Annotated in this window: 28 protein-coding genes and 1 pseudogene; 15 read left to right on the plus strand and 14 right to left on the minus strand. The window is 65.7% G+C overall.

Translation table 11 applies throughout. The features are described 5' to 3' along the window. Window positions 1-735 carry a DUF1045 domain-containing protein gene (locus CAL19_RS13525; protein WP_094797050.1) on the plus strand — a complete coding sequence of 245 codons (735 nt, stop codon included), beginning with the start codon at window positions 1-3 and terminating at the stop codon, window positions 733-735. Continuing rightward, window positions 732-1343, plus strand: a complete 612-nt coding sequence (gene phnN, locus CAL19_RS13530; RefSeq protein ID WP_249276314.1) for a phosphonate metabolism protein/1,5-bisphosphokinase (PRPP-forming) PhnN — start codon at window positions 732-734, stop codon at window positions 1341-1343. The genes CAL19_RS13525 and phnN overlap by 4 nt, the downstream gene beginning before the upstream one ends. Window positions 1344-1437: 94 nt before the next feature. Here the strand turns inward: phnN and phnE are convergent, their stop codons facing one another. Genes phnE through phnC form a run of 3 tightly spaced genes read right to left on the minus strand, consistent with a single transcriptional unit; the run spans window position 1438 to window position 4156 of the window. Further along, the gene (phnE, locus tag CAL19_RS13535; protein ID WP_026639998.1) at window positions 1438-2232 is read right to left on the minus strand and encodes a phosphonate ABC transporter, permease protein PhnE; all 795 of its coding nucleotides are present in this window, start codon (window positions 2230-2232) and stop codon (window positions 1438-1440) included. A 60-nt stretch (window positions 2233-2292) separates the two neighbouring features. After that, a complete protein-coding gene (phnD, locus tag CAL19_RS13540; protein ID WP_094797051.1) occupies window positions 2293-3276 on the minus strand; it encodes a phosphonate ABC transporter substrate-binding protein in 984 nt (327 codons plus the stop codon). A 34-nt stretch (window positions 3277-3310) separates the two neighbouring features. After that, the gene (phnC, locus tag CAL19_RS13545; RefSeq protein ID WP_094797052.1) at window positions 3311-4156 is read right to left on the minus strand and encodes a phosphonate ABC transporter ATP-binding protein; all 846 of its coding nucleotides are present in this window, start codon (window positions 4154-4156) and stop codon (window positions 3311-3313) included. 189 nt (window positions 4157-4345) lie between these two features. Here phnC and CAL19_RS13550 point away from each other — a divergent pair, with 189 nt between their 5' ends. Next, window positions 4346-4756 (plus strand): GFA family protein, encoded by a 411-nt coding sequence (locus tag CAL19_RS13550; RefSeq protein WP_026639995.1) that lies wholly within the window; start codon window positions 4346-4348, stop codon window positions 4754-4756. 42 nt (window positions 4757-4798) lie between these two features. Here the strand turns inward: CAL19_RS13550 and CAL19_RS13555 are convergent. Beyond that, a pseudogene (locus tag CAL19_RS13555) lies at window positions 4799-5152 on the minus strand (YciI family protein); the annotation flags it as partial. 436 nt (window positions 5153-5588) lie between these two features. Here CAL19_RS13555 and infA point away from each other — a divergent pair. After that, the gene (gene infA / locus CAL19_RS13560) at window positions 5589-5852 is read left to right on the plus strand and encodes a translation initiation factor IF-1 (RefSeq protein WP_026639994.1); all 264 of its coding nucleotides are present in this window, start codon (window positions 5589-5591) and stop codon (window positions 5850-5852) included. A gap of 26 nt (window positions 5853-5878) precedes the next feature. Further along, a complete protein-coding gene (locus CAL19_RS13565) occupies window positions 5879-6169 on the plus strand; it encodes a hypothetical protein (protein ID WP_094797054.1) in 291 nt (96 codons plus the stop codon). 39 nt (window positions 6170-6208) lie between these two features. On the opposite strand, the gene CAL19_RS13570 is transcribed toward CAL19_RS13565, so the two are convergent. The 3 genes from CAL19_RS13570 to mog are packed head-to-tail and all read right to left on the minus strand — an operon-like array spanning window position 6209 to window position 8103. After that, complete coding sequence (locus CAL19_RS13570) at window positions 6209-7084, minus strand: peptidoglycan DD-metalloendopeptidase family protein (protein WP_432759165.1); 876 nt, start codon at window positions 7082-7084, stop codon at window positions 6209-6211. Next, complete coding sequence (locus tag CAL19_RS13575; RefSeq protein ID WP_026639991.1) at window positions 7075-7413, minus strand: hypothetical protein; 339 nt, start codon at window positions 7411-7413, stop codon at window positions 7075-7077. Before CAL19_RS13575 ends, CAL19_RS13570 begins: the two co-directional genes overlap by 10 nt. A gap of 54 nt (window positions 7414-7467) precedes the next feature. Further along, complete coding sequence (gene mog, locus CAL19_RS13580; RefSeq protein WP_094797183.1) at window positions 7468-8103, minus strand: molybdopterin adenylyltransferase; 636 nt, start codon at window positions 8101-8103, stop codon at window positions 7468-7470. Window positions 8104-8332: 229 nt separating this feature from the next. Here mog and CAL19_RS13585 point away from each other — a divergent pair, with 229 nt between their 5' ends. Next, a complete protein-coding gene (locus CAL19_RS13585) occupies window positions 8333-9811 on the plus strand; it encodes an inorganic phosphate transporter (protein WP_026639989.1) in 1479 nt (492 codons plus the stop codon). An 85-nt stretch (window positions 9812-9896) separates the two neighbouring features. Here the strand turns inward: CAL19_RS13585 and CAL19_RS13590 are convergent, their stop codons facing one another. Continuing rightward, window positions 9897-10244, minus strand: a complete 348-nt coding sequence (locus tag CAL19_RS13590) for an AzlD domain-containing protein (RefSeq protein ID WP_026639988.1) — start codon at window positions 10242-10244, stop codon at window positions 9897-9899. After that, window positions 10241-10963 (minus strand): AzlC family ABC transporter permease, encoded by a 723-nt coding sequence (locus CAL19_RS13595; protein WP_231494582.1) that lies wholly within the window; start codon window positions 10961-10963, stop codon window positions 10241-10243. Before CAL19_RS13595 ends, CAL19_RS13590 begins: the two co-directional genes overlap by 4 nt. 121 nt (window positions 10964-11084) lie before the next feature. Here CAL19_RS13595 and CAL19_RS13600 point away from each other — a divergent pair, with 121 nt between their 5' ends. The 8 genes from CAL19_RS13600 to CAL19_RS13635 all read left to right on the plus strand — a co-directional run bounded on the left by CAL19_RS13600 (window position 11085) and on the right by CAL19_RS13635 (window position 19001). After that, entirely contained in the window at window positions 11085-11570 is a 486-nt protein-coding gene (locus CAL19_RS13600; RefSeq protein WP_094797184.1) for a GNAT family N-acetyltransferase, read from the plus strand. A gap of 50 nt (window positions 11571-11620) precedes the next feature. After that, window positions 11621-11950 (plus strand): DHCW motif cupin fold protein, encoded by a 330-nt coding sequence (locus tag CAL19_RS13605; RefSeq protein ID WP_026639985.1) that lies wholly within the window; start codon window positions 11621-11623, stop codon window positions 11948-11950. Between the two features lie 118 nt (window positions 11951-12068). Then, window positions 12069-12722 (plus strand): glutathione transferase, encoded by a 654-nt coding sequence (yfcF, locus tag CAL19_RS13610; protein ID WP_094797055.1) that lies wholly within the window; start codon window positions 12069-12071, stop codon window positions 12720-12722. Continuing rightward, window positions 12722-13120 carry a VOC family protein gene (locus CAL19_RS13615; RefSeq protein ID WP_026639983.1) on the plus strand — a complete coding sequence of 133 codons (399 nt, stop codon included), beginning with the start codon at window positions 12722-12724 and terminating at the stop codon, window positions 13118-13120. Before yfcF ends, CAL19_RS13615 begins: the two co-directional genes overlap by 1 nt. Before the next feature lie 138 nt (window positions 13121-13258). After that, complete coding sequence (locus CAL19_RS13620) at window positions 13259-14062, plus strand: GntR family transcriptional regulator (protein WP_038852388.1); 804 nt, start codon at window positions 13259-13261, stop codon at window positions 14060-14062. Between the two features lie 115 nt (window positions 14063-14177). Continuing rightward, entirely contained in the window at window positions 14178-15464 is a 1287-nt protein-coding gene (locus tag CAL19_RS13625; protein ID WP_141214387.1) for a PLP-dependent transferase, read from the plus strand. 45 nt (window positions 15465-15509) lie between these two features. Continuing rightward, complete coding sequence (locus tag CAL19_RS13630) at window positions 15510-16487, plus strand: Bug family tripartite tricarboxylate transporter substrate binding protein (protein WP_038852387.1); 978 nt, start codon at window positions 15510-15512, stop codon at window positions 16485-16487. A 159-nt stretch (window positions 16488-16646) separates the two neighbouring features. Further along, entirely contained in the window at window positions 16647-19001 is a 2355-nt protein-coding gene (locus tag CAL19_RS13635; protein WP_026639979.1) for a DUF3141 domain-containing protein, read from the plus strand. Between the two features lie 315 nt (window positions 19002-19316). Here CAL19_RS13635 and CAL19_RS13640 read toward each other — a convergent pair whose 3' ends face one another. The 3 genes from CAL19_RS13640 to tkt are packed head-to-tail and all read right to left on the minus strand — an operon-like array spanning window position 19317 to window position 23578. Further along, window positions 19317-20510 carry a phosphoglycerate kinase gene (locus CAL19_RS13640; protein ID WP_051423787.1) on the minus strand — a complete coding sequence of 398 codons (1194 nt, stop codon included), beginning with the start codon at window positions 20508-20510 and terminating at the stop codon, window positions 19317-19319. Between the two features lie 5 nt (window positions 20511-20515). Beyond that, entirely contained in the window at window positions 20516-21526 is a 1011-nt protein-coding gene (gene gap / locus CAL19_RS13645) for a type I glyceraldehyde-3-phosphate dehydrogenase (RefSeq protein ID WP_026639977.1), read from the minus strand. A gap of 15 nt (window positions 21527-21541) precedes the next feature. Then, complete coding sequence (tkt, locus tag CAL19_RS13650; RefSeq protein WP_026639976.1) at window positions 21542-23578, minus strand: transketolase; 2037 nt, start codon at window positions 23576-23578, stop codon at window positions 21542-21544. Window positions 23579-23769: 191 nt separating this feature from the next. On the opposite strand from tkt, the gene CAL19_RS13655 reads away from it, so the two are divergent. Next, window positions 23770-24501 carry a 16S rRNA (uracil(1498)-N(3))-methyltransferase gene (locus CAL19_RS13655; protein ID WP_026639975.1) on the plus strand — a complete coding sequence of 244 codons (732 nt, stop codon included), beginning with the start codon at window positions 23770-23772 and terminating at the stop codon, window positions 24499-24501. A 194-nt stretch (window positions 24502-24695) separates the two neighbouring features. Here the strand turns inward: CAL19_RS13655 and CAL19_RS13660 are convergent, their stop codons facing one another. Beyond that, window positions 24696-25160 (minus strand): barstar family protein, encoded by a 465-nt coding sequence (locus CAL19_RS13660; RefSeq protein WP_026639974.1) that lies wholly within the window; start codon window positions 25158-25160, stop codon window positions 24696-24698. After that, window positions 25157-26353 (minus strand): patatin-like phospholipase family protein, encoded by a 1197-nt coding sequence (locus CAL19_RS13665; protein ID WP_026639973.1) that lies wholly within the window; start codon window positions 26351-26353, stop codon window positions 25157-25159. Before CAL19_RS13665 ends, CAL19_RS13660 begins: the two co-directional genes overlap by 4 nt. Window positions 26354-26357 lie beyond the last annotated feature (4 nt).

A 26357-nucleotide genomic window follows, 5' to 3' on the forward strand; every position in this document is an offset into this window, starting at 1 on the left:
ATGCCGACGGCCTACCGATACGCCCTGTACCTGGCGCCTGCAGGGTCTTTGCGCGAAGTCGGCCAGCGCTGGCTCGGCCGCTGCGCCGACACCGGCCTGCCTCTGGCGCGCAGCGCAGGCGCCGACCCTCGCGAGGCGTCATGGACACAGGCGCCGCGCCGGTATGGGCTGCACGCCACGATCAAGGCGCCTTTCCGGCTGCGCGCCGGCGCCACCCCCGCCAGCCTGGACCAGGCCGTGCGCCGGTTTGCGCGTACCGGCAACGCATTCGGCTTGCCTTTGCAGCGCGTGCGCCTGCGTGGCTTTCTGGCATGGTGTATCGCCGACGATCGGGCGCGGCAGCGCATGAACGCGCTGGCCGGTGCGGCAGTGACCGCATTGGATGAATACCGGGCCCCGCCCTTGCCCGACGAACTGCAGCGCCGCCAGATTCACCTGCTGGAGCCCGCGCAACGAATGATGTTGCAACGCTGGGGCTACCCATACGCTTTCGACACGTACACGTTTCACATCACGCTTACCGGCCAGCTGGCCGAGGCCGACCTGACGGCTGCCGGGCGCCGCCTGGACGCACTGGATGGCTCCGCCCTTCAGGCGCCCATGCCCGTGCGCGCGGTGAGCCTGTATGTGGAGCCCGAACCCGGCGCCGACTTTGTCGTGGCGCGCCATTACGGTTTCGACGGCTCGTGTACCGACGGCTGCGGCGTCCGTTACCTGGATGGAGAATGCGCATGAGCGCCGCCGCCATGCCGCTGCACGCCGCGCCGCAGGCCTGCCTGCACGGCCGGCTGATCTACCTGATGGGCGCTTCTGGCAGCGGCAAAGACACCCTGCTGCGCCACGTGCGCCTGGCCGTGCAGCCGCAAGAACCCGTGCTGGTGGCGCATCGCTACATCACACGCCCCAGCGGGGCCGATGAAGCGTCGGTCAACCTCAGCGCGGTGGAATTCGAGCGGTGCCTGGCCATGGGCTGCTTCGCGCTGCATTGGGACAGCCACGGGCTGCGATATGGCATCGGCATCGAAATCGACAGCTGGCTGGCCAGGGGCGCGGCGGTGATCATCAATGGTTCCCGCACCCATCTTGCCCAGGCTTTCCGGCGGTATCCTGGCCTGGTCGGGGTGGAAGTGGTGGCCGACCCGGACACCCTGGCACGGCGGCTGGCCGCGCGCGGCCGCGAGACGCCCGAGCAGATTGAAGCGCGACTGCGCCAGGCGGCCCATCCCTTTGCCGTGCCGCCGGGGTGCCGGACCACCCGGCTTTGCAATAACGATACGCCCGACCATGCCGCGCAGCGCCTGCTGCGGCTGGTGCGCCTGGAACTGGCGGCGGCCGCGGCCTGACCGCAAGCGATAATCTGTTCCCGGCCTGGGCGCAGATGCACGCAGGCCGCGGCTGCGCCTGCGCAACCGCGGCCGTCATTGGCGGCTATGCGGATCAGACCAGTGCGCGCCGGATACGCGCGGACACCAGGTCGATCAAGACCACGAAAGCCACGATGATGATCATTACCGCGCAAGTCTCCGCATACTGGAAGCTGCGGATGATTTCCCACAACACCGTGCCGATGCCGCCCGCGCCCACAATGCCCACCACCGAGGCCGAGCGCACATTCGATTCGAACCGGTACAGCGAGTACGAGATCCACAATGGCAACACCTGGGGGATGACGCCGTAGACCACCTCTTCCACCGCATTGGCGCCGGTTGCCCGCACGCCTTCTACCGGCCGCGGGTCTATGGCTTCGACGGCTTCGGCAAACAGTTTGGCCAGCACGCCGGTGGTGTGCACCCACAGGGCCAGCACGCCGGCAAACGGGCCCAGCCCCACCGCGACGATGAACAACATCGCGAACACCATTTCATTGATGGCCCGGCAGGCGTCCATCAGGCGGCGCATCGGCTGATACACCCAGGCGGGCACGATATTGGCCGAACACAGCAACCCCAGCGGCACCGCCACGACGATGGCCAGGAACGTTCCCCAGATGGCGATCTGGATCGTCACCAGCATTTCGTCCAGGTACATGCGCCAGTCGCGGAAGTTAGGGGGAAAGAAGTCCGCCGCGTAGGTGGCCATATTGCTGGACTGGGACACCAGGTCCATGGGCCGCATATCCGCGCCGTTCCATGAAAGCATCAGCAATGCCAGCATCAGGCCCCAACCCAGCAACACGGGCAGGGACGATCGAGGCTCGGCAAGATGGCGGGCAGGTGTAGCGACAACGCTCATGTCGGGATTCCGTACGGAAAAAATAAGCAGGGCGCCGGCCGCGCGGGCCGGCGCGGGGTGTTACTGCGGCTTGGCGGCCAGCTTGTCCAGTTCCGACAGCTGCTGTTCGATGTCTGCAAGCTTCTGCTTCTTGTCAGCCTCGCTCAGCGTGGTGTCCGACTCGACGTTGATCTTCTGCTTGGCCAGTTCCATCTGCCGTATCGGCACCAGCTGGGCGTTGCTCGACGCGCGAAACCCCTTGTAGGTAAGTTCGGCCAGCACCGCCAGCTGATGCTGCGCATCGGGCCCCGTCCCGTAGTTGACGAAGAATTCCTGGATGCGCTTTTTCAGTTCGGGCGACAGGTCCTTGCGCAACACCATGGGGTCGGCCGGGATCAGCGGCGACTTCCACAGGATGCGCACCGACTCGTTGGCGTCCTTGCCGGTGTTGCGGCGATAGCGTTCCAGCATTTCGGTGTTGTTGATGGCCACATCCACCTGCTTGTTGATTACCGACAGCAGGTTGCTCTCGTGATTGGCCGCGCGCACCGTCTTGAAGAAGGTCTTGGGTTCGATGCCGCGCGCCGCCCACAGAAAGTAGCCCGGCACCAGCGTGCCCGACGTCGAGTTGGGATCGCCCGCGCCATAGCTGAGCTGGCTGCCGTTCTTGATCACATCATCGAGCGTACGCAGATCGCTGTCTTTGTTGACCAGCAGCACCGACCAATAGCCCGGGTTGCCGTCCTTATCGATGACAGACGCGAACACTTCGCCCTGCGCGCGGTCCACGGCCTCCATGGCCGACTTGTTGCCGAACCAGCCCAGGTGCACTTTGTTAAAGCGCATGCCTTCAATAATGCCGGCGTAGTCCGAGGCGAAGAACGGCTTGACGGGTTTGTCCAGGGCTTTGCTCAGATCGTCGATCAGCGGTTGCCAGGCCTGCTTCAGATTGGTGGACGATTCGGTGGAAATAAAGCCAATGTTCAGCGTGTCGGGGTCCTGCGCCCAGGCGGAAGAGGCCATGGCCATGACCGCGGCGAGCGCGTAGAAAGATCTGCGTAGCATGCAAGTGCTCCGTGGTGGAAAGAAGGGTAGGAAGTCAGGCCGCGGCGGCCAGCGGGGTGGGCGCCACGTCCGTAGCCAGCGGAGCAAGGCGCCCGGTGTCCCGGGGCAGCAGCTCGTTGGCGTCGGCGCCATACAGGTCGCGCAACATGGCTTCGGTCAGGCTGGCCGCCGGGCCGTCATAGACCACCCGGCCGTGGCGCAACGCCACCACACGCGGGCAGTAGCGCAACGCCACGTCTACCTGGTGCAGCGACACCACGACGGCTACTTTGCGGCTGCGATTGATATGGGCCAGCGTATCCATCACCCGGCGCGACGATTCCGGGTCGAGCGACGCAATGGGCTCGTCGGCCAGGATCACGCGGGCGTTCTGCACCAGCGTGCGCGCAATGGCGGCGCGCTGCTGCTGCCCGCCCGACAGCGTCGAGGCACGCTGAAACGCGTAGTCGTCTATACCAACCTGGGCAAGCGCTTCCAGCCCCGCCCTGACCTCGTCGCGGCGGAAACAGCGCGTCAGGCTGCGCCACAGCGGTACGCGCGGCAGCAGGCCGGTAAGCACGTTGGTGAGAACCGGCAGCCGCCCCACCAGGTTGAATTGCTGGAACACGAAGCCGATGCCTGCCCGGGCGGCGCGCACACGCGGGCTGATGCGCCCGTTGTGCTGTATGGGCCGGCCGTTGACCCACACACTGCCCCCGGTGGCCGAATCGGCCGCCACAAAACCCGCCAGGTGACGCAGCAGCGTCGATTTGCCCGAGCCCGAGGCGCCCAGCAAGGCCACCATTTCACCGGCGGCAACTGTCAGGCTCACATCGTCCAGCGCCTTGGCGCCTGCGCGGAATGTCTTGGTAAGACCGTGCACTTCGATCGCGTTGGTCATGAGGAATCCCCTTGTGGAAATCTGCAAGGGGATTCTGTGCACGCGCGGTGACAGGGTGATGACCATCATCGACGGCGCGACGCATCCTGCGGCCGCCGTCCGGATGTCGTGCAACCTGCCTGTCAGATCCGGCGCGCGGCGCGTCGCGCCGGTATATAGTCAAGTTTTAGGCGTTCCCGGAGCACGAACATGCTGAAAGGTTCTTGCCTGTGCAGCCGCGTGGCCTATGAAATTTCCGGCCCGCTCACCCAGGCTTGGCATTGCCATTGCATCATGTGCCGCAAGGCCCATGGGTCCGCCTTCCGCACGCGCGCCACGGTGCAGGCCAAAGATTTCGCCTGGACCCGCGGGGAAGGCGACGTTACGTGGTACAGCTCGTCGCCGGGCCACTACCGCGGCTTTTGCAGCGCCTGCGGCACCCCGCTGCTGTCGCGCTTCGACCATGCGCCGGAGGCCTATGGCCTGCCATTGGGAGCCCTGGACGACGACCCCGGCATCAGGGCCGCCTGCCACATGTTCGTGGCCAACAAGGCGCCCTGGTACGACATCACCGACGGCCTGCCGCAGTATCCGCAAGGTGCGCCCGGCCACGAAGAATAGGCCGTGCGCGCCGCCCGCGGGCGGCGACCTGCCTCCTTATTGAAAATCGGCTTCCTCGTACAGCGGCCGGATTTCGATTTCACTGGGCCCGGGCATGGGGTTGGGGCAGCGCTTTACCCATTGCACGGCTTCGTCCATATCCCTGGCCTGCCACAGCCAGAACCCGGCCACCAGCTCGCGGGTTTCGGCGAACGGCCCGTCGGTGACATGGCGGGCCGTTCCATCAAACGCCACGCGCTTGCCCCGGGACGACGGCTTCAGGCCGTCGGCCGCCAGCAGCACCCCCGCCTGCCGGAGCTGCTCGTTGAATTCGCCCATGGCGCGCAGCAGGTCGGGCGACGGCATCTCGCCCGCTTCGCTTTCCCGGGTGGCTTTTACCAGTACCATGACTCGCATTTGTATCTCCTTGATCGGGCAAGGGCCGGACCGGCCCTCTTATTGCCACGACGGACGAACCCGGCCGAAAACGACGTCTCGCCGCGAAAACCCGTGGAAATTGGGGAAAACCCTGGTCAAATACTCTGGTTTGCGATAATATCTTTGGTTATTCCGTGTACGAGTTGTGAACATAAGCACGGTTCGCACTATCCCGCTTCTTCCGGCGTTGCAGAACTTGCAGCGTCGCGACCAAGCCGCGACAAGCGCGCATATTGCCCCCAGCGGCGCGAGTACCGCCCGGGTTCCTACAGGTTCCCGGGTCCTGTACCCCGTACCAGCCGGGACGTTTTACGTTCCATCGCTGGCCCCAAGATCCGCTTGGGTCCCGCGCATGCCGCCTGCGGGCGGTGCGGGCGCCACGGCGCCCGCGCGCATCGACCAAGGAGAGTCATACATGGCAAAAGAAGAACTGATCGAACTTGACGGTATCGTTGATGAAGTGCTGCCCGACAGCCGCTATCGCGTCACCCTGGACAACGGCATCGAAGTGGGCGCCTACGCCTCCGGCCGCATCCGCAAACACCGCATCCGCATCCTGGCGGGCGACCGCGTCACCCTGGAAATGTCTCCCTACGACCTGACCAAGGGCCGCATCAATTTCCGCCACAAAGACGAACGCGCCCCCAGCTTCGCACGCCCGCCCCAACGCCGCCGCTGATCTGCGCACGGCCGGGCCGCACCCGCATGCCGCCTGTCTTGGATACGCTCGAATCGTCACTTGCCGCCGCGCAACGCCTTGCCGAGGCCCGGCAGGCAGTCGAGCACGGCGAGCGAGGCCTGCAGCAACTCAGGCAATCGCGCGCGGCCTTCATACAAAGCCTGCGCGCCACTGGCCTGAGCTATGCGCAGGCATGCATCAAATTCGACAACTGCCTGCAAGAGCAACTGCGCCTGCAGCAGGCCGCCATCGACCGGCTGCAGTACGCCGAACGGCGTTACGGGCAACTGCCCTCGCACCCCTTGGCCGATCCCTGATGCCGCCCGCCGGCGCGCAACGCCGGCCGTTCACGGTGCTCAGGGCCCTGTCGCCGCCCCGATGAAAATGGCGGGGTCGACGCGCGCGCCGTTCAGGCTGACGTTCCAGTGCAGGTGCGGGCCCGTCGCGCGCCCCGTACTGCCCACTTTGCCAACCACCGCGCCCCGCGGCACGTCGTCGCCCGGCTTCACGTCGATGGCCGACAGATGGCAGAACATGCTGATGAAGCCCTGCCCGTGGTCCAGGAACACGGTCTTGCCATTGAAGAAGTAATCGCCCACCAGCACCACGCGCCCGGCCGCCGGCGCCTTGACCGGGGTGCCCGTCGGCACGGCGAAATCCAGGCCCGAGTGCGGGTTGCGCTCTTGGCCGTTAAAGAAACGCCGCAGGCCAAAGGGGCTGGACAGGCGCCCGTCAACGGGCCGGTCCAGCAGCACGTTGCTGGGCACGACACCGTCGCGAAAATTGCGATAGGCCGCCATCTGCGCCTCGAGCTCGCGTTCGATGCGCTTGAGGTCGTCGGGGTTGGGCGTGACCTGCCGGCGATTTTTCAGCTTGATATGCTGGGCTGCGTATTCTTTATCGCGCACCTGAAAGGCCGCCGGCTCGCGGCCCTGTACTTGCAGCGCATGGCTTCCGGGCGCGGTGTCCAGGGCGATGCCCACGATGGCGATCCATTGCCCGTCGCTGTCGCGCACCACCATGACGCGATGTCCATCGAAACTGGCGCGCGGCGCCTGTTCGGCCGTTCCCAGCCCTACCACGGCTACCCCGCCCGGCACCGGCATATCGAGCTTGCGGCTGATATAGCCCTGCGCCTGGGCAACCGTGGCAAAGCAGGCCAGGGCCGGCAACAACCACCGGCTCAATACCCGGGCCACGCGCAGGCGCAGCGACGAACGCCCTACATGCACAGGTTGGCCGCCTCGGTAAGCGCGCTGGTGTAGCGCGGAATGCGGGTAGACAGGCTGACGTCGGTCTTGCCTCTCCAGGTAGTGGCGGTCAGCACGGCCTCGACGCCCATGGTGCCGTCTACCACCAGCTCGTGGCCGTTGTGCACGGGCTGGCGCCGCGATGGGGTGCCCGAACCCTGCCATGCCGTCTGTACGCAGGTGATGTAGTCGTCGGCCGTGCGCGCGGTAGAGCCGTAGAACACCGGATCGCGCGCACGCACATCTTTGACGTTCGCGCAGCCGGCAAGCACGGCGGCCGCGGCCAGGACGGCGAGGTATCGCAATTTCATGTGGATGTGCCCGTAATCAGACGAGTAAATCCGAAGAACTATAACGCACGAGCCTCACGCCGCAGGCTTGCGCACGGCCGATTTCGGGCGGAACGCCTTGACCACCTGGTCGTGCGTTTCGGCGTAGGGGCCGCCGATCAGGTCGATGCAATATGGCACCGCGGCAAACACGCCTTGCACCGCCACGCCGCCGCTTTCGTCGCGCAGCCCTTCCAGGGTTTCGCGGATGGCTTTGGGCTGCCCGGGCAGATTGATGATCAATGCCGCGTGGTCGGCCGTTTCGCGGATGACGGCAACCTGGCGGGACAAAATGGCGGTGGGCACGAACTTGAGGCTGACCTGCCGCATCTGCTCGCCGAAACCCGGCATTTCCTTGGTAGCCACCGCCAGCGTGGCCTCGGGCGTCACGTCGCGCCGTGCGGGCCCTGTGCCGCCGGTGGTCAGCACCAGGTCGCAATGGCAGTTGTCCACCAGGTCGATGAGCGCCGCCGAAATCGCATCGGCCTCGTCGGGCACCAGCCGCTCGACCGCCTGCCATGAAGACGACAGCGCCGTGCCCAGCCATTCCCGCAGGGCCGGCACGCCCTGGTCCTGGTAAACGCCGGATGTGGCACGGTCGGAGATGGAAACCAGCCCGACGATGAGATCGTCAGGGTGGCGGCGGATAACGGGTTGCGAGGGAGCAGGCATGGCGGTATCCAGATAAAAACCGAAAAGGCTGATGCTATCGCATTCCGCCCGGCGCACCGGTTCGGTTGCCGGGCGCCACAGAACATCGCAGAGGCATCGCTTCCCACGCCATCCCGCCCCGTGCCGCGTCACGGAATTACACCTTTCCTGACGCCAGCGGCCGTCACAAATCTGCAATAATCCCGCCTGCCGTTCCCGCAACCGCCTCCCCCACCTCCCATTCTCTCCAATGCTCCATATATTTTCCGGCCTGGACTTCTGGATAGGCGCAAGCCTGCTGCTCGCCCTGTTTTTCGTCCTGGCCTTCGAATTCATCAACGGCTTTCACGACACCGCCAACGCCGTTGCCACCGTTATCTATACCAAGGCCATGCCGCCGCACCTGGCGGTGGTGATGTCGGGCATTTTCAACTTCCTGGGCGTGCTGCTGGGCGGCGTAGGGGTCGCTTATGCCATCGTCCACCTGCTGCCCGTAGAGCTGCTGATCAACGTAGACACCGGCCAGGGCCTTGCCATGGTGTTTGCCATGCTGACCGCGGCCATCGCCTGGAACCTGGGCACGTGGTATTTCGGCATTCCGGCCTCGAGCTCCCATACGCTGATCGGCTCCATCCTGGGCGTGGGCCTGGCCAATGCCCTGTTGACCGACCTGCCGCTGCGCGACGGGGTCAACTGGAACAAGGCCATCGACATCGGCCTGTCGCTGGTGGTCTCGCCCCTGGCGGGCTGCCTGGTGGCCGGCTGCCTGCTGCTGCTTTTCAAGCGCTGGTGGCCAGTCTCGAAAATGCACAAGACGCCCGAGCAGCGCCGCGAGATCGACTCCAAGAAGCACCCTCCGTTCTGGAACCGCCTGGTACTGGTGCTGTCGGCAATGGGCGTGAGCTTCGTGCACGGCTCGAACGATGGCCAGAAAGGCATAGGCCTGATCATGCTGGTGCTCATCGGCATCGTGCCCGCGCAGTTCGTGCTCAATGAAGCCAGCACCACCTACCAGATCAACCGTACCCGCGACGCGGCCACGAACCTTGCGGCGTTCTATGAACGCAATCATGCGACGCTTGACGGCTACCTGGGCCTGTCCGCGCCGGGCTCGTCGGAACAGGTGCTGCCGGAGCATTTCCGGTGCGACCCCAAACTCACCATGCCCACCATTGCCGCGCTGGTCGATAACCTGCAAGGCGTTGTGCACTATTCCGACCTGCCGGCCGAAAATCGCATCGCCATCCGCCGCTACCTGCTGTGCCTGGACGACACCGCGAAGAAGGCCGCCAACATCGAGGGCCTGCAGGACGCCGACCGCCAGGACCTGAGCCGCCTGCGGGCCGACCTGACCGCAACCACCGAATATGCGCCGTTGTGGGTAATCGTGGCCGTGGCGCTGGCGCTGGGCCTGGGCACCATGGTGGGCTGGCGCCGCGTGGTTCTTACCGTGGGCGAGAAAATCGGCAAGCAAGGCATGACCTACGCCCAGGGCATGGCCGCGCAGCTTACCGCGGTTGGGGCCATCGGCATGGCCAACGTGTTCAGCCTGCCCGTGTCGACCACGCACGTGCTGTCGTCCGGCGTGGCGGGCACCATGATCGCCAACAAGAGCGGCCTGCACCACAGCACCGTGCGCACCATCCTGCTTGCCTGGGTGCTGACCCTGCCGGCATCGATGCTGCTTTCGGCCGCCCTCTTCTGGGTCGGCATGATGTTCGCCAAGTAAGCCTGCCCCCGGAGCGCGCCGGCGGGACAGCTTCCCACCGCCCGGCCGGCCGCCCCGGGGCGGCCGGCCGGGCCGCTACCTTGCGCTAGGCCTGCGCGCCGGCAAGGGCCAGCAACGCGCCGTACACCACCACGCCGGCTATCACCGCCAGGCCCGCGTTGCCCAGGCGACGCGCCGCGAGCGCCGTGGCCAGCAATCCGCCTGCGTAGGGCAGCCATTCGGCCCCGCCCTGCAGCGCGAGCATGTCGGGCACGATAACCGCGCCGGCAATGCCCGCCAGCAGCGCCGGACCCAGCGCGGCCATCGACGAGCCTTCGGTCAGGCGGCGCATCAGGCGGTTGCGCGACGACAGCAAAAAAGGCAGGGCACGCGTCAAATAGGTAATGGCTGCCATGGCGATTACCGCGCCCCAGAACTCCAGCTGGCCGCTCATTGCGCCTCCTTCCGGGGCCGATAGCACAGGCACCCGACGGCGGCCCCGGCCAGAATGGCCAGCGTCGTGTAGCCGGCCGCCGCGCACGCGCCGCTTACCGCCAGCGCGGCCAGCACCGGCACGCGCAGCGCGCGCGTGGCGCACTGGCACACCAGCGCAAGGAACAGGGCCGGCAATGCAAACCGCATCACCTGCGACAGCATCGGAAAATGGCGTTCCAGCCCGTCACCGGCATACACGCCTACGGCGGTGCCCGCGATCCAGGTCAGCCAGGCGCCCAGGCCCAGCACCGTCATCCAGCGGTTGCGGTGGGCCAGCGGCACCCGTTCGATGCGATTGAAACTGGTGGCGAACACCTCGTCGGTCAGCAGAAACGCGATGGTCAGGCGCGACCGCAGCCGCTGCGGCAAGAACCGCGACAGCAACGGCCCATACAGCAAATGCCGCGCGTTCAGCAGCGAACACAGCGCCACCACCCACAGCCATGGCGTGCCCGACTTGATGGACGCCAACAACAGGAACTGGCTCGCGCCCGCGTAGACCAGCACCGAAATCAAGATAATCTGTACCGGCGCCAGGCCGGTGCCCAGTCCGGCCATTCCGAAAGTCACCGCCACGGGAAAATAGCCGATCATGACGGGCACACACGCCTTCAGGCCAGCCAGGCCGGCGCCGCCTGGCACGCGCGGGCGTTTCGCCGGCGCCATCGGGGGGTTCATGCAATACTCCTGCTACAGCCAAGGCGGCAGTTTACCCAGTGGCCGGGGCGCCTGGCGCGGCATAATGACGGCCAATGCCCCACCCCGGCTGCCGCCGCAGCCTTTCATCCGGAAGCTGATCGTGCTGAACATCATCGACGCCGACTTCAACAACCCCGCCCACGGCGACATGATCGTCGCGCTGCTAGACGAATACGCCCGCGGCCCCATGGGCGGTGGCCAGCCCCTGTCCGACCGCGCGCGCGCGAATCTGGTGGCCGAGCTGGCGCGCCGCCCCACCGCCGGCGCGCTGCTGGCGCTGCACGGCGGCCAGCCGGCCGGCCTGGCGATTTACTTCGAAGGTTTTTCCACGTTTGCCTGCCAGCCCTTGCTGAATCTGCACGATTTCATGGTTTCGGAGCGCTACCAGCGCCAGGGCATCGCGCAGCGCATGCTGCAGGCGCTGGAAGCCGTCGCCGCCCGCCGCGGCTGCTGCAAGATCACGCTTGAAGTGCTGCAGGGCAACGCGCCCGCCCAGGCGCTTTACCGCAAGATCGGCTACGAAGGCTATGCCCTGGCCGACGAATCGGGCCAGGCCATGTTCTGGCAAAAAAAGCTGGCGGCATAACGGGCGCCCACGTACTGGCCACGCTTTCTGAATTTCTTTCGAGTCTTTCCATGAACCTGCACAACATCCCCTTCGGCACGACCGACTGGCAGACCATCGAGCCCACCGTCCATCCCGGCGACACCGGCCAGGCGTTGTGGCGCACCCGGCAATTCGGCGACATACGCGTGCGCATGGTGGAATATTCGCCGGGCTATCTGGCCGACCATTGGTGCAGCAAGGGCCATATCCTGTTGTGCCTGGAAGGCGAACTGCACACCGAACTCGAAGACGGCCGACGCGTCGTGCTGACGCCGGGCATGAGCTATCAGGTCGCCGACCAGGCCGAAGCCCATCGTTCGTCCACGCCCACCGGGGCGCGCCTGTTCATCGTCGACTGAGCGCGCGGCAGGAGCACGGCGGGCCGTGCCGCCGCGGCCCGATTGCGGCACCCTGTGGGCACAGGGCTTGCTGCCGCGACGGCCGCTTGCGTTACACCTGCCTGCCACGGAGACCACATTGCCTGCGCCGCTTGCCACGCCGCTTACTCTTTACGTCGATTCGCTGCTGCTCAGCCCCTACGCCATGGCGGCCTATGTCGCCCTGGCCGAAAAAGGCTTGCCCGTAGAGTTGCGGCTGGTTGACCTGAGCGCCGGCGAACAGCGGCTGAGGCCGTATGCGACGCGCGCGCCCACCTGCCGCGTTCCGGCCCTGACGCACGACGAATTCCACCTGACCGAATCCAGCGCCATCATCGAATACCTGGAAGACGTCTTCGGCCCGCCCGAGTACCCCGCCCTGTACCCGCGCGCGCCGCAGCAGCGGGCGCGCGCCCGGCAGATGCAGGCGTGGCTGCGCAGCGACCTGGCCGCGTTGCGCCAGGAACGCCCCACCGAGGTCGTGTTCTACGGCGCGCCCTGCACGCCCCTAGGCGATGCGGCACAGGCGGCCGCCGCCAAACTGCTGCGCGTGGCGCAAACTCTGTTGCCCGAGGGCCAGGCGCAGTTGTTCGACCAGTGGTGCATTGTCGACACCGAATTGGCGCTTATGCTGCGCCGCCTGTCCTGCGATGGCGACGAAATGCCCGAACCGCTGCGCGCCTATGCAGACAGCCAATGGCAACGCCCCAGCGTCCAGACCTGGCTGCAATTCAACCAGGACGCGCGCGGCTGATGCAGTTGCTTGACCACGTATCGATCACCGTGCCGGACCTGCAAGCCGCACGCCCTTTCTACGACGCCGTGATGGTCGCACTGGGCGCGGTCAAGGTGTACGACCGGGCCGACGCCCTGGGGTACGGCGAGCGCAGCGCGGCGCATGCCCCCGGCCATAGCTATTTTTCGGTGCTGCAGTCACCTGCCTGGGCCCGCGACCCCCGTCGCCATTGGTGTTTCAAGGCCCCCAGCCGGCGGGCCGTAGACGCCTTCCATCGCGCCGGCTTGGCGCATGGCGGGCACAGCGAAGGCGCCCCGGGCCTTCGGCCCGATTATCACGCGCATTACTACGCCGCGTTCCTGGCCGATCCGGCGGGCAACCGTATCGAGGCGGCTTGCCATCTGGCTGGCAGCTAGTCTTCTGCGGCTGCAGCTTCGGCATTTGCGCAGCCCTCCGCATCGCCGTGCGCGTCCGGTCACTTCACACCGGGGCACGGCAAGCAAAACGCGATAGCTATAATGTTTCATGCGCGCGATGCCACAGACCATCTCTCAATGAAGAAGTTCTTCAACCCGTTTCCCAAATACCTGCAACTGCGCGAAATTTTGCGCAAACGCATGCAATCGGGCTACGAGGTAGGCGACCGGCTGCCGACCGAAGAAGCGTTATGCAAGGAATTCGCGGTTTCGCGGGAAACGGTGCGCGAGGCCCTGCGATCGTTTGAAGAAGAAGGCATAATCGTCCGCCGCCAGGGCCAGGGTACGTTCCTTGCCCGGCGTTTCGAGCAGCGTGGCGAGCAGCGCCTGACCGGGATGAGCGAGGACTATACCGCCATGAAGCTCGACACGAGCTCGAAGCTGCTCGGCGCCGGCAACGTGCCCATGCCGGACATCGCCAAGCTTTTAGCGTCACCGTCGGACATGGTGTTCATGGTCAAGCGGGTCCGTTATTTTGAGAATAGTCCGCTGGCCCTGCACTATGCCTACTTTCCTCCCGTTATCGGCGAGCAGATCCAACATGCCGACTTTGAAGTCGTTTCCATCCTCAGCCTGATCGCCACGGAACTCAAGATTCCGCACTTCGAAGAAAAACAACAGATCGAGGCCTTGATTGCCTCGCCGGAGCTCTCCGAGCTGCTCGACATCTCTGTCGGCGCTCCGGTGCTTTATCTGTCGCGATTTTTCCGTATGGCAGACGGAGCTCCCCTGGTGCTGTTTCATTCGTACTATCGCGCGGACCGCTATTACTACAGCTTGAACATCGCCGACGTATCCCGAACGCCCGCCCGTAAATCGGTGGGCGGGGCGGCTAAGCGCGGCGCGACCGCGAGCCGGGGGGCGAGAAACGTACAGACGTAGCAGCTGGGGCCTTCGAGGCATATCAAATATTTGCCCCTAATTGTATGGTTGCCCGTACAATACGACAAATTATTAGGCCAGCCCGGCCTGACAACGTCACGTAAATGGAGACTCAGTGAGCCACCCCCAATATGGCGCGGCGCCTTCAGCCGCCGCGGATCGCTTTGGCAACCCCCTCGACCCCACCGTTTCCTATGCTCGCGGCCGGATTCTGCGTAGCAATGCCGACGAGGTGGTACGACAAAGAAAGGCACACCGCATGGCGCACGAGCGCCATGCGGCCTTGGGCGACGGGTCGCTGTTCAACCTGACCGGATTGATCCGAGGGTTCCGCTTCCGTCCCGACGACTCGCCAAAGCTGCGCTCGTACATTGATTTCGCCGCGATCGATACGAACCAGATCGTCCCCACCGCTCTGGAGTTCATGGGGGGATCGACGCCCATGCACGATGCCTTATTGTGCAATCGGGTAAGCTCGGCCGCCCTGGCGACCATGCTGGCGCTCATTAAGCCAGGGCAGATGGTTCATTCGGTGGTCGCGGCAGACCGATGCCACCCTTCGATAAAGAACTCCGTTGCAGCAGCGGGAGGGCAGTTTGTCGAATACATCGGCGCCCAGGCATTCGCGCAGGGCCTTCAACACGGCGGTGCCAGGCCGGCGATGGTGGTGATCACCACCATATCGCCTTCGAAGCATCACATGCCCGAGCCGGATGTCCGCGCCGCCATTGCGTCGGCCAGGGCCGCAGGGGCGATCGTTGTATTGGATGACGCCCACATGGCGGCGCGGATTTCGCTTTATGGCGAAACCCCGCCGCTTGCAATGGGCGCCGATGTGGCTTTCTGGTCGCTGGACAAGCACCTGACCGGCCCGCGCTCGGGCATGCTGGCAGGCCGGCGCGATCTGGTGGCGCAGGTCCGCACCATCGCGTTCATGTTCGGACTTGAAGCACAACTGGGCTCGATCGTGGCCGGGCTGAATGCCATGACGGACTTCAATGCCGCCCCCATCCGCGAAGCGGGGTTGTTTGCGGAAGAAGTCATGAAAGCCATACAGCCCATTGTCAAAGGCAAGGCTTATCGCGCCGGCGCTGGCGTTGCAGTGTCAGGAGAAGATCTGCTGGAGCTCGCCTTGCAGGAAAGCGGCGCGGCACGATGCGAGCTGGTTCCCATCGAGGCCACTGCGGCCGCCGCAATGGTGCTACTGCAGAGCGCAGGCGCCATCACGATTCCCGCGTCAGGCATGCCCGGCTCGGCGTGCGTGTACCGCCTGATGATGTATCCGGACGGGCTGCGCATGGGCCTGGAGGCGATCACCGAGGGAACACGGCAGGCCATCTCTACGGTCGCGAAATTGATAACGGACATCGATGCCGCGCGCGAGCTGATTCTGGGCGAGTAACTATCCGCCATATAACACCACTACTTCGACAAGGGGAACATCAAAATGCATTTTCGCAAGCTAGTGTCGGTTCTCGGCGTGACGGCCGCCTGCATCATGGCAGCCGCGCCCGTCTCATCTGCAATGGCGCAGGACGGATGGCCCGCCAAGCCCATCCGGATGGTGGTGCCGTTTGCAACGGGCGGCAGTAACGACGTAATAGGGCGGCGCATTGCGCAAGAGCTGTCCCAACGCCTGGGCCAGCCCGTTGTCGTGGAAAATCGGGGCGGGGGCGGTGGCACCATCGGCGCACAGGTCGTCGCTTCGGCTCCTGCCGATGGCTACACCTTATTGTTCATGTCCAGTTCGCTGGCGACCTCGGCAGCCGTGCAAAAGACGCCATACGATCCCGTCACCGCTTTCGACCCGGTTTCGCGCGTGGCGGCGGCCCCTTTCCTGCTGGTCACGCGCACGGATTTCCCGGCCAGAACATTTTCCGAGTTTGTCGATTATGCCAAGGCGAATCCAGAAAAGCTGAACTACGGTAGCGCCGGTCTGGGCGACAACAGCCAGCTGGCAACCGAGCTGTTGAACGATCTGGCCGGCATTCGTACCATGGCGGTGAATTACAAGGGTACGGGTCCGGCGTTGCTTGATCTGGTGGCGGGAAGAATCGACTTCACCATCACCTCTATCGCGTCCATCCGCGGCACTGTCGCAGACCAGCTTCCCAAGCTGGTATTTACCGGGGCCCAGCGCGACCCTGACTTCTCGGAGATTCCAACCATACGCGAGTCCGGGCTGGACTATGTGGTCGAACTCTGGTGGGGCGTCTTTGCACCCGCCGGCACGCCGAAGGAAGTTCGCGAGCGGCTGAATCAGGAAATCGCCGCCATCGTGCGCGAACAGGAATTTGCCACCTTCCTGAAATCCGCGGGCGCCACGCCCGCCCCTTCTTCCTCGGACGAGTTGCGGGCCGATGTCGCGCGCGATGTAGAGCGGTGGTCCAAGATTGCCGTCAAGGCGGGCTTGAAAGTGAACTGAGCATTACCCTGGTCGTTGTACGAAGTCGACGGGCGTGCCGGGGGCCACGCCCGTCTTTTGTTGCGTCGCAGCATAGATTACGTTGTAATGGGCCTGATGCTTATTGTTCGGCGCGACAACCGCTGTTGCCGCCGCCGGCCCCCACTGGATTCCCCCATCATGACCGCTTCCCCCGCCAACAGCCCTGCCACGCCCCTGAACCCCTGGGCCAGCGCTTACGAATACGCCGTGGACGCGCTGCAGCGCAGCATTCTGTATGCAGACGTGATGCGCCAGCGCGGCAACCAGTATCACAGCCACATGGCCAAGCGCGCGCCCAATGTGCTGAGCATGAAGTCCGAACTGGTGCTTGATGGCCGTGAATTCGCCCGCCCGGTGAACTACGGCCTGCTGCGCATCCTGCCGCCCGACGACGTGGCGGTAGACCCGCAGAAGCGTCCTTTCCTGGTGGTGGACCCGCGTGCCGGCCATGGCCCCGGCATCGGCGGATTCAAGCCCGAAAGCGAGATCGGCGTGGCGGTGCGCGCGGGCCACCCCTGTTATTTTGCGTCGTTCCTGCCCCAGCCCACGCCCACGCAAACGGTCGAAGACGTCATGCGCGCCGAGGCGCGCTTTCTGGAAGAAATCATCGCTCGACACCCCGAATCGGAAGGCAAGCCCGTGGTGGTGGGCAACTGCCAGGCGGGCTGGCAGATCATGATGACGGCGGCGATGCGCCCGGAATTGTTCGGGCCCATCATCGTGGCGGGCGCCCCCCTGTCTTACTGGGCGGGCTGGCGAGGCCGCAACCCCATGCGCTATACCGGCGGGCTGCTGGGCGGCAGCTGGCTGACCGAACTGGCAAGCGACCTGGGCAATGGCAGCTTCGACGGCGCCTGGCTGGTGCAGAATTTCGAGAACCTGAACCCGGCCAATACGCTGTGGAGCAAGCAGTACAACCTGTACGCAAACGTGGACACGGAAGCGTCCCGCTACCTGAGCTTCGAAAAATGGTGGGGCGGCCACGTGTTCCTGAATGCCCCCGAGATCCAGTACATCGTCGACAACCTGTTCATCGGCAATCGGCTGGCCACCGCGGGCCTGGTCACGTCCGACGGCATACGCATCGACCTGCGCAATATCCGCTCGCCCATTATTGTGTTCTGCTCCAAGGGCGACAACATCACTCCGCCGCCGCAGGCGCTGGGCTGGATTCCCGACCTGTACCAGGACGATGCCGAAGTAGTGGCGCACAACCAGACGATTGTTTACGCGGTACATGAAAGCATCGGCCACCTGGGCATTTTTGTGTCCGGAAGCGTGGCCCGCAAGGAACACCAGGAATTCACCGCCAATATCGATTTGATCGACGTGCTGCCAGCCGGCATCTACCAGGCGGAAATCGCCGACAAGACGCCCGACACCCCCAACGCCGACCTTGCGCGGGGCGACTACGTGCTGTCGTTCGCGCGGCGCAAGGTCGAGGACGTGCGCGCCATTGTGCAGCCCAACGAAGAAGACGACCGCCGCTTCGCCGCGGTAGCGCGCATTTCCGACATCAATCTCGGGCTGTACCGCAGCTTTGTGCGGCCATGGGTGCGCGCCCTGGTCACGCCGCAGTCGGCGCAATGGCTGCAGCGCATGCACCCGCTGCGCCTGCCCTACGAACTGATTTCCGATCGCAACCCCTGGGTTGCACCCGCGGCGCAGGCGGCCGCGCAGGCGCGCCTGCACCGCCAGCCCGTGTCGCCGGACAATCCTTATCTGGCGCTGGAACGCATGGCGTCCAACGCGATCGAGGCCGGGCTGGACCTGTTCAGGGAATGGCGCGACGCCGCGGGCGAGCAGCTGTTCATGAACGTGTATGGCTCGCCGCTGGTGCAGGACTGGGCCGGGCTGGGCGCGCGCAGCGGGGCGCCTCGCAAGCATCCCGGCGTGTCGCCCGAGCACCACGCATTCATGCAGGAGCGCGCCGGTGAACTGCACGCCCTGATGGACCAGGGCGGCGTACGCGAAGCCGCCATGCGGATGCTGTTGTATGTGTCCAGCGCCGAAGGCAGCTTCGACGAGCGCAGCTTCGCGATGCTGCGCAAGATGCGGGCCGATGCGGATTCTTCCCTTGCGCTGCAAGAGTTCAAGGACGTCGCGCGCGACCAGGCTCTGATGATGCGCCTGGACAGCAAGGCCGCATTGCAGGCCATGCCGACACTGCTGCAGAACGCCACCGCCGCTCAGATCCGCGATGCATTCGGCACCATGCGCCACGTGCTGCAAGCCATCGGGCCGCTCAGCGAAGGTGCGCAGGCGCACATGGAAGAAATGGAACAGATCTTCCGCGCCGCCGCAGAACGGGCGCTGGCGCGCGAAATGCCCGCCGATCAGGGCAAACCGGCGGGGCGCCGCAAGGCAACGAGGAAAACCGCAGCGAAGCCGTCGGCCAGGCCAGCGGCAAAGGCGGCGGCAGGCTCAGCAGCCAGGCCGTCTACAAAGCAACCGTCGCCGCGCAAGGCAACCACCGCACGCCGAAGCAAATGAGCGTAAGGGTATGGCGTCTCGAAGGCGTATGGTGTCTGACACCCTGCGGGAGTCAGACACCTGACCACCGCCACGCCGCAAGCCGGTGTCTGACTCCGTAGGTATCAGACACCTGAATAGCGCTACGCCGCAAGCCGGTGTCTGACTCCGTAGGTGTCGGACACCTGAATAGCGCTACGCCGCAAGCCGGTGTCTGCAGACACCTGAATAGCGCCACGCCGCAAGTCGGTGTCTGACTCCGTAGGTGTCAGACACCTGAATAGCGCCACGCCGCAAGCCGGTGTCTGACTCCGTAGGTGTCTGACACCCTTGGGGTCAAGCTGCCCGTTCTTCGAGGATGGCCACGGCGGGCAGGGACTTGCCTTCCAGGAACTCGAGGAACGCGCCGCCGCCGGTGGAGATATACCCCACTTTGTCGGCAATGCCGTACTTGGCAATGGCCGCCAGCGTGTCGCCGCCGCCCGCGATGGAAAACGCGGACGAGCCGGCGATGGCCTTGGCCACCACTTCGGTGCCCTGGGCAAACGCGTCGAACTCGAACACGCCCACGGGCCCGTTCCATACGATGGTGCCGGCAGCCTGCAGGATGCCGGCCAATTGCGCGGCGGTCTGCGGGCCGATGTCGAGGATGAGATCGTCGTCGGCGACCGCGTCGGCCGCCTTGACGGTGGCCTGCGCATCGGCGGCGAACGACTTGGCGCACACCACGTCTACAGGAATGGGAACCTCGGCGCCGCGCTTTTTCATGAGCTCGATGACGGCGCGGGCTTCGTCGACCTGGTCGGGCTCGGCCAGCGACTTGCCGATCGGCAGGCCGGCGGCCAGCATGAACGTGTTGGCGATGCCTCCGCCCACGACCAGCTGGTCGACCTTGTCGGCCAGCGACTTCAGGATGGACAGCTTGGTAGACACCTTGGAACCGCCCACGATGGCCACCAGCGGACGCCCGGGTTCATGCAGGGCGCGGCCCAAAGCCTCGAGTTCGGCTTCGAGCAGCGGGCCGGCGCAGGCTACCGGCGCAAAACGCGCGATGCCATGCGTGGTGGCCTCGGCGCGGTGCGCGGTGCCGAAGGCGTCGTTGACGTAGACGTCGCACAGGGCGGCCATCTTGCGCGACAGCGCTTCGTCGTTCTTTTTCTCGCCCGCATTGACGCGGCAGTTTTCCAACAGCACCACCTGGCCCGGATCGACATTGACGCCATCGACCCAGTTCTGCACCAGTTGCACGGGCATGCCCAGCAGCTGCGACAGGCGCTGGCCCACACGGCCGAGCGAATCGGCCTGGGTCAGCGTGCCTTCGGTGGGACGCCCCAGGTGGGACGTCACCATGACGGCGGCGCCACCGTCGAGCGCCAGGCGGATGCCCGGCACCGACGCGCGTATGCGCGTGTCTTCGGTGATATTGCCGGCGTCATCGACAGGCACGTTCAGGTCGGCGCGGATGAATACGCGCTTGCCGTGCAGCGCGCCGGCCTTGGCCAGCGCGGACAGGGTTTGGACCTTTGCCATGCTGCTTACTTGGCCGACATCAGCGCGACGGTGGTGTCGAGCATGCGGTTCGAGAAGCCCCATTCGTTGTCGTACCACGACGACACCTTGACCAGGCGGCCCGACACCTTGGTCAGCGTGGAATCGTAGGTGCTGGAGGCCGGGTTGTGGTTGAAGTCGACCGATACCAGGGGGTCGGTGTTGTAGTCGAGGATGCCCTTGAGCTCGCCTTCGGAGGCCGCCTTCAGGATGCTGTTGATTTCATCGACGGAGGTTTCGCGCTTGGCCACGAACGACAGGTCGACGATGGACACGTTGATGGTGGGCACGCGGATGGCGAAGCCGTCGAGCTTGCCGTTCAGTTCGGGCAGTACCAGGCCCACCGCGGCGGCGGCGCCGGTCTTGGTGGGGATCATGCTCATGGTGGCCGAACGCGCGCGGCGCAGGTCTTCGTGGTAGACGTCGGTAAGGACCTGGTCGTTGGTGTAGGCGTGCACGGTGGTCATCAGGCCGCTTTCGATGCCCAGCTTGTCATGCAGCGGCTTGACCAGCGGGGCCAGGCAGTTGGTGGTGCACGAGGCGTTGGAAATAACGGTGTCGGTGGCCTTCAGTACGCCGTGGTTCACGCCGTACACGATGGTGGCGTCGACATCCTTGCCGCCGGGCGCCGAGATGATGACCTTCTTCGCGCCGCCCTTCAGGTGGGCGCTGGCCTTTTCCTTGGAGGTGAAGAAGCCGGTGCACTCGAGCACCACGTCGACGTTCAGTTCGCCCCAGGGCAGTTCGGCCGGGTTGCGGTTGGCCAGCACGCGGATCTTGTCGCCGTTGACCACCATGAAGTCGCCGTCGACCTCGACCGTGCCCGGGAACTTGCCGTGCGCCGTGTCAAAGCGCGTGAGATGCGCGTTGGTCTTGGGGTCGCCCAGATCGTTGATGGCCACGATTTCGATGTCGTGTTTCTTGCCAGCTTCGTAGTGGGCACGCAGGATGTTGCGGCCGATACGGCCGTACCCGTTGATGGCGACGCGAATAGTCATGACTAGAGCTCCTTTTTACAAAACTTGCTTGACGGTCTCGGCCACCTTGTCGGCGGTCAGCCCGAAGAACTTGAACAAGGCTCCTGCGGGGGCCGATTCGCCGTAGCGGTCGATGCCGACCACGGCGCCTTCGAGGCCCACGTACTTGTGCCACAGCCCGGTGGTGCCGGCCTCGACGGCCACGCGCGGCAAGCCGGGCGGCAGCACGGAACGCTTCCAGGCGGCGTCCTGGCGATCGAAGACGTCGGTGCTGGGCATGGAAACCACGCGCACCGCAATGCCCTCGCCCGCCAGTTGTTCTTGCGCGGCCAGCGCAATGGCAACCTCGGAACCCGTTGCGATGATAACGGCACGCGCGCCTTCGGGGTCTTTCAAAACGTAGCCGCCGCGGGCGATGGCCTGCACCGTGGCGGCATCGCGCGGCACGAAGGGCAGGTTCTGGCGCGACAGCAGCAGCGCGGTGGGGCCGCCATCGTTCACGTCCATGCCGATGCTGGCGGGCCGGGATACGGCCGCGCCCCACGCAACCGCGGTTTCCGTGGTGTCGCAGGGACGCCAGACCGACAGGTTGGGAATGAGCCGCAGGCTGGCCGCGTGCTCGATGGACTGGTGCGTGGGGCCGTCTTCGCCCAGGCCGATGGAGTCGTGCGTGAACACGTGCACGACGCGCTGTTTCATGAGCGCGGCCATGCGGATGGCATTGCGCGAGTAGTCGGAGAATGTCAGGAAGGTGCCGCCGAACGGCAGATATCCGCCATGCAGCGCGATGCCGTTCATGACGGCGGCCATGCCGAATTCGCGCACGCCGTAGTTGATGTGGCGTCCGAACTGGATACCGTTGTCGCCAGCGCGCACCGGCGCGACGCCCTTCCAGTCGGTGTAGTTGGAACCGGTAAGGTCGGCCGAGCCGCCCAGCAGTTCGGGCAGCATGCCGGCCAGGGCCGAGATGGCGAACTGAGAGGCCTTGCGGGTGGCCACGGTTTCGGCCTTTTGGCTGGTGGCTTCGACGAAGGCCTGCAGGCGTTCGGCGAAGTCGGCGGGCAGTTCACCCTTCATGCGGCGCATGAACTCGGCGGCTTCGTCCGGATATTGCGCGGCGTACGCATCGAACGTGGCCTGCCAGGCGGCCTGGGCCTGCGCCCCGGTGTCGCGGGCATCCCAGGCTTCGCGCACGGCCTGCGGGATTTCGAACGGCGCGGCCGTCCAGCCCAGCGCCACGCGGGTAGCGGCGATTTCTTCGGCGCCCAGCGGCGCGCCATGCACATTGTGCGTGCCGGCCATGGCGGGCGAACCCTTGCCGATGATGGTGCGGCACACGATGAGCGTGGGTTTTTCGGATTGCTGGCGCGCCTGGGCGATGGCCGCGTCGACAGCTGCCACGTCGTGGCCATCGACGCCACGGATGACGTTCCAGCCGTAGCCTTCAAAGCGGGTGGCGGTATCGTCGGCGAACCAGTGCTCGACGTGGCCATCGATGGAGATGCCGTTGTCGTCGTACAGCACCACCAGCTTGGACAGCTTGAGCGTGCCCGCCAGCGAGCAGGCCTCGTGCGAGATGCCTTCCATCAGGCAGCCGTCGCCGGTAAAGGCGTAGGTGTAGTGGTCGACGATGGGCAGGCCCGGCCGGTTGAATTCGGCGGCCAGCAGCGCTTCAGCCAGGGCCATGCCCACCGCGTTGGCCAGGCCCTGGCCCAGCGGCCCGGTGGTGGTTTCGACGCCTGGGGTGATGCCGACTTCGGGGTGGCCGGGCGTGCGCGAATGCAACTGGCGGAACTGCTTGATCTCTTCGATGGGCAGGTCGTAGCCGGTAAGGTGCAGCAACGCGTAGATCAGCATCGAACCATGGCCGTTGGACAGCACGAAGCGGTCGCGGTCGGGCCAGGCGGGGTCGGCGGGATTGTGACGCATATGCCCCAGCCAAAGGGCCTGGGCGATTTCCGCCATGCCCATCGGTGCGCCGGGATGCCCCGAATTAGCTTGTTGGACGGCGTCCATTGCCAGGACGCGGATGGCATCCGCCAGGGCGAGGGGTTGGGCGGTGGATAGGCTCATGCGGAAATAGGGTCGTAAGCGCTGGCGCGCCGCAAAGACGGGCCAGCTTGGGCGGGGTTGCGAAGCTCATGATTTTACCATCTGGAACATGGTCGGGCCCGCGCCGCCAGGGCTGCCAGCCCGGCGCGCACAGTGGTAGGCTTACGCGCTTGACCGGTTCCCGGCGCCCCGTCGCGCCCCGCATGCCTGCTATGTCCTTGCCGCGTTTTTTCTGTGAAGCGCCCCTTTCGGCCGGCGCCCGCCTGCTTCTGCCGGCCGCGCTGGCGCACCATGCCGTACGCGTGCTGCGGCTGCGCGACGGCGCGCAGATCGTGCTGTTCGACGGCCGAGGCGGTGAATACCCCGCCACGCTGCACACCGAAGGGAAAGACGCCTGGGCGCTGCTGGGTGCGCACAACCCGCGCGAGGCCGAACTGGCGGGCCGCGTCGTGCTGGTGCAGGGCCTGCCGGCAAGCGACAAGATGGACTGGGTCGTGGAAAAAGCGGTAGAGCTGGGCGCCTGCCGGGTCAGCCCCATTGCCGCGCAGCGCAGCGTGCTGCAACTGTCCGGCGCGCGGCTGGAAAAGCGCCTGGCGCATTGGGCGCGCGTGGCGCAGGCCGCCTCGGAGCAATGTGGCCGCAACCGCGTCATGGCGGTCGACGCCCCCACCGACCTGCGCACCTGGCTGGAGCAGCCATGCGACGGCGTGCGCCTGCTGTGCCACCCCGAGGCCGTGCCCAGCCTGCCCGAGGCGCTGGCCGGACACACGGGGCTTGAGCAGGTCAGCCTGCTGGTGGGTCCCGAAGGGGGGTGGTCGGACGAAGAACTGGAACTGGCCGCGCACCACAATGTGCTGGCCGTGCGCTACGGGCCGCGCGTGCTGCGCACGGAAACCGCAGGGCTGGCGCTCATCGCGGCCACGACTGCCCTGCTCGGATGGTAGGTGTCGAGGCAGGCAAGGGTGTCTGACACCTTCGGAGTCAGACACCGGCGCGCGGCGGCGGGGCGGGTATCTTGCCGGCGGCGCCGCGGGTCCCCGGCCAGTGTCTGACTCCCGCACGATGCTGACCCCTTCGGAAGTCAGACACCTCGGTGCCCGCACGGGGGCGCTTTGGTGACACCTGGCCGAAGGGGGATTCAGCTTTCGCCGTACGGGGCGGCCGCGACGCCGGGTTCGGGGTCGGGGTGCTTGCCTGCGTGTTCGATTACATACGTGAAGACGCGGCCATTGTCACGGGCGAATTCGGCGGCGTCCGCGCACACGGCCTCGATCTGGACAGAGTCTGCTTCCAGGGCAGGATCGCCCGAATGCAGGCGATAGAGCCACAGCACCACGCCCACCTTCTGATCGAGCACGGTGTCGCACAGGCAATCGTAAAGGGCGTCGAGATTGCCGCCGAAATACTCGGGAAAATCCACCGCCTTGGCGATGGCGCGCAGTACGGCCGAGCGGCTGCGCGCCCGGTCGCAATCGGCCACCAGCAATGCCAGGCCGAGTTCGCGCGAGGCCTCGACCACGGCCTCTTTCTGCAAACCGTCATGCTCGAGCGCGCCGCCCCGATTCAGCTGGCGTTGCAGCGTAGACTGGCCATTTCGCGTCATGCCTGGCCCTCCTTGAAAAAGCCCGCGACCTCTTCGATACGCCGCATCGTATCGGCATAACCCAGTTCAATCAATCGCCGGGTGTAGGCACTTTCAAACAACAGGTATGACATCAATGCGCCGCCACCCGGGCGGTCAGGGTCGGACGATACACCGAGAACCCGAAAAAGTGTACGGGCCTCGTAGGGCATTTCTTTCAGATAGTCGAGCGCGAGCAAATCGAGCGACTGACTCGGCGTAATGGTCAGAACGTTCACCCGCCGGACATCTGGCCCCGAACCGGGCTCGTACGATGTCCGTTCGACCAGTTCATTGATGCGCTCCAGGCGTTCCACGTCCATCGACAATCCGTCCAGGAAGATGCTGGACAGCACATGGCCGCCCACCTGCGCCAGCGAGGGATACGGCGGCGCTTCGGCGCGCTTTTCGGGATGGGTGTCGTCCCGGTAGCCGGTGCCGATGATCAGCACGCGTTGCGCCCCCAGGTGTATGGCCGGGCTGATGGGCGCCAGCTGACGCATCGAACCGTCGCCGCACCATTCGGTCTGCCCGTGCACGTCGATGGCTTGCGCGGGGAACACAAAGGGGATAGACGACGACGCCATCAGATGATCGACGCCGATGCGCGTCGGCACGGCGCGCCGCAGCGACCGGCGCCAGGGTTCGATGGGATGGTTGGATTGGTAGAAGGTCAGGTGTTCGCCGCTGGTAAAGCCGGACGCCGTAATGGCCACCGCCGACAGCGCGCCGCCCGCCAGGTTGGCCTGCAGGTGCCTGAAATCGAGCGCACGGGTCAGCAGGTCGGCCAGTGGCCGGTTGTCGAGCAGCGAGCGGGGGCGCTCGCGCGCCAGCCCCGAGAACATCCAGCCCAGCGTCAGCAGCCCCAGCCAACGCACCCCGGTCTTGATCAGGCCGGGCGCGTCGGCGCGGTACACCATGTCGGTACCCAGCGCTTCCCATAGGCGCCGGATGCGCCGCACGGCCAGGTGCGGACGGTCGGCGCGGCACGCCAGCGCGGCCGCATTGATGGCGCCCGCCGAGGTGCCGCAGATGATGGGAAACGGATTTGCGAGCCCGTGCCGCTGCCCAGGATCGAGAATATCGAAAATGGCGTGCAGCACGCCGACCTGGTAGGCGGCGCGCGCGCCGCCCCCGGTAAGCACCAGCCCGGTTACCGGGCCGCGCGCGTGCATGGAG

This window comes from Bordetella genomosp. 7 (assembly GCF_002261265.1).
Taxonomy (GTDB): Bacteria; Pseudomonadota; Gammaproteobacteria; order Burkholderiales; family Burkholderiaceae_B; genus Bordetella_A.

Coding starts and splice junctions, on each gene's coding strand:
- phnE (WP_026639998.1), bottom strand. CDS start 2,232: ATGAGCGTTGTCGCTACACCTGCCCGCCATCTTGCCGAGCCTCGATCG.
- CAL19_RS13525 (WP_094797050.1), top strand. CDS start 1: ATGCCGACGGCCTACCGATACGCCCTGTACCTGGCGCCTGCAGGGTCT.
- CAL19_RS13655 (WP_026639975.1), top strand. CDS start 23,770: ATGTCCTTGCCGCGTTTTTTCTGTGAAGCGCCCCTTTCGGCCGGCGCC.
- CAL19_RS13635 (WP_026639979.1), top strand. CDS start 16,647: ATGACCGCTTCCCCCGCCAACAGCCCTGCCACGCCCCTGAACCCCTGG.
- CAL19_RS13620 (WP_038852388.1), top strand. CDS start 13,259: ATGAAGAAGTTCTTCAACCCGTTTCCCAAATACCTGCAACTGCGCGAA.
- CAL19_RS13585 (WP_026639989.1), top strand. CDS start 8,333: ATGCTCCATATATTTTCCGGCCTGGACTTCTGGATAGGCGCAAGCCTG.
- mog (WP_094797183.1), bottom strand. CDS start 8,103: ATGCCTGCTCCCTCGCAACCCGTTATCCGCCGCCACCCTGACGATCTC.
- phnD (WP_094797051.1), bottom strand. CDS start 3,276: ATGCTACGCAGATCTTTCTACGCGCTCGCCGCGGTCATGGCCATGGCC.
- phnN (WP_249276314.1), top strand. CDS start 732: ATGAGCGCCGCCGCCATGCCGCTGCACGCCGCGCCGCAGGCCTGCCTG.
- CAL19_RS13665 (WP_026639973.1), bottom strand. CDS start 26,353: ATGCACGCGCGCGGCCCGGTAACCGGGCTGGTGCTTACCGGGGGCGGC.
- CAL19_RS13615 (WP_026639983.1), top strand. CDS start 12,722: ATGCAGTTGCTTGACCACGTATCGATCACCGTGCCGGACCTGCAAGCC.
- CAL19_RS13595 (WP_231494582.1), bottom strand. CDS start 10,963: ATGAACCCCCCGATGGCGCCGGCGAAACGCCCGCGCGTGCCAGGCGGC.
- CAL19_RS13575 (WP_026639991.1), bottom strand. CDS start 7,413: ATGAAATTGCGATACCTCGCCGTCCTGGCCGCGGCCGCCGTGCTTGCC.
- infA (WP_026639994.1), top strand. CDS start 5,589: ATGGCAAAAGAAGAACTGATCGAACTTGACGGTATCGTTGATGAAGTG.
- CAL19_RS13640 (WP_051423787.1), bottom strand. CDS start 20,510: ATGGCAAAGGTCCAAACCCTGTCCGCGCTGGCCAAGGCCGGCGCGCTG.
- CAL19_RS13630 (WP_038852387.1), top strand. CDS start 15,510: ATGCATTTTCGCAAGCTAGTGTCGGTTCTCGGCGTGACGGCCGCCTGC.
- phnC (WP_094797052.1), bottom strand. CDS start 4,156: ATGACCAACGCGATCGAAGTGCACGGTCTTACCAAGACATTCCGCGCA.
- tkt (WP_026639976.1), bottom strand. CDS start 23,578: ATGAGCCTATCCACCGCCCAACCCCTCGCCCTGGCGGATGCCATCCGC.
- CAL19_RS13550 (WP_026639995.1), top strand. CDS start 4,346: ATGCTGAAAGGTTCTTGCCTGTGCAGCCGCGTGGCCTATGAAATTTCC.
- gap (WP_026639977.1), bottom strand. CDS start 21,526: ATGACTATTCGCGTCGCCATCAACGGGTACGGCCGTATCGGCCGCAAC.
- CAL19_RS13660 (WP_026639974.1), bottom strand. CDS start 25,160: ATGACGCGAAATGGCCAGTCTACGCTGCAACGCCAGCTGAATCGGGGC.
- CAL19_RS13605 (WP_026639985.1), top strand. CDS start 11,621: ATGAACCTGCACAACATCCCCTTCGGCACGACCGACTGGCAGACCATC.
- CAL19_RS13565 (WP_094797054.1), top strand. CDS start 5,879: ATGCCGCCTGTCTTGGATACGCTCGAATCGTCACTTGCCGCCGCGCAA.
- CAL19_RS13590 (WP_026639988.1), bottom strand. CDS start 10,244: ATGAGCGGCCAGCTGGAGTTCTGGGGCGCGGTAATCGCCATGGCAGCC.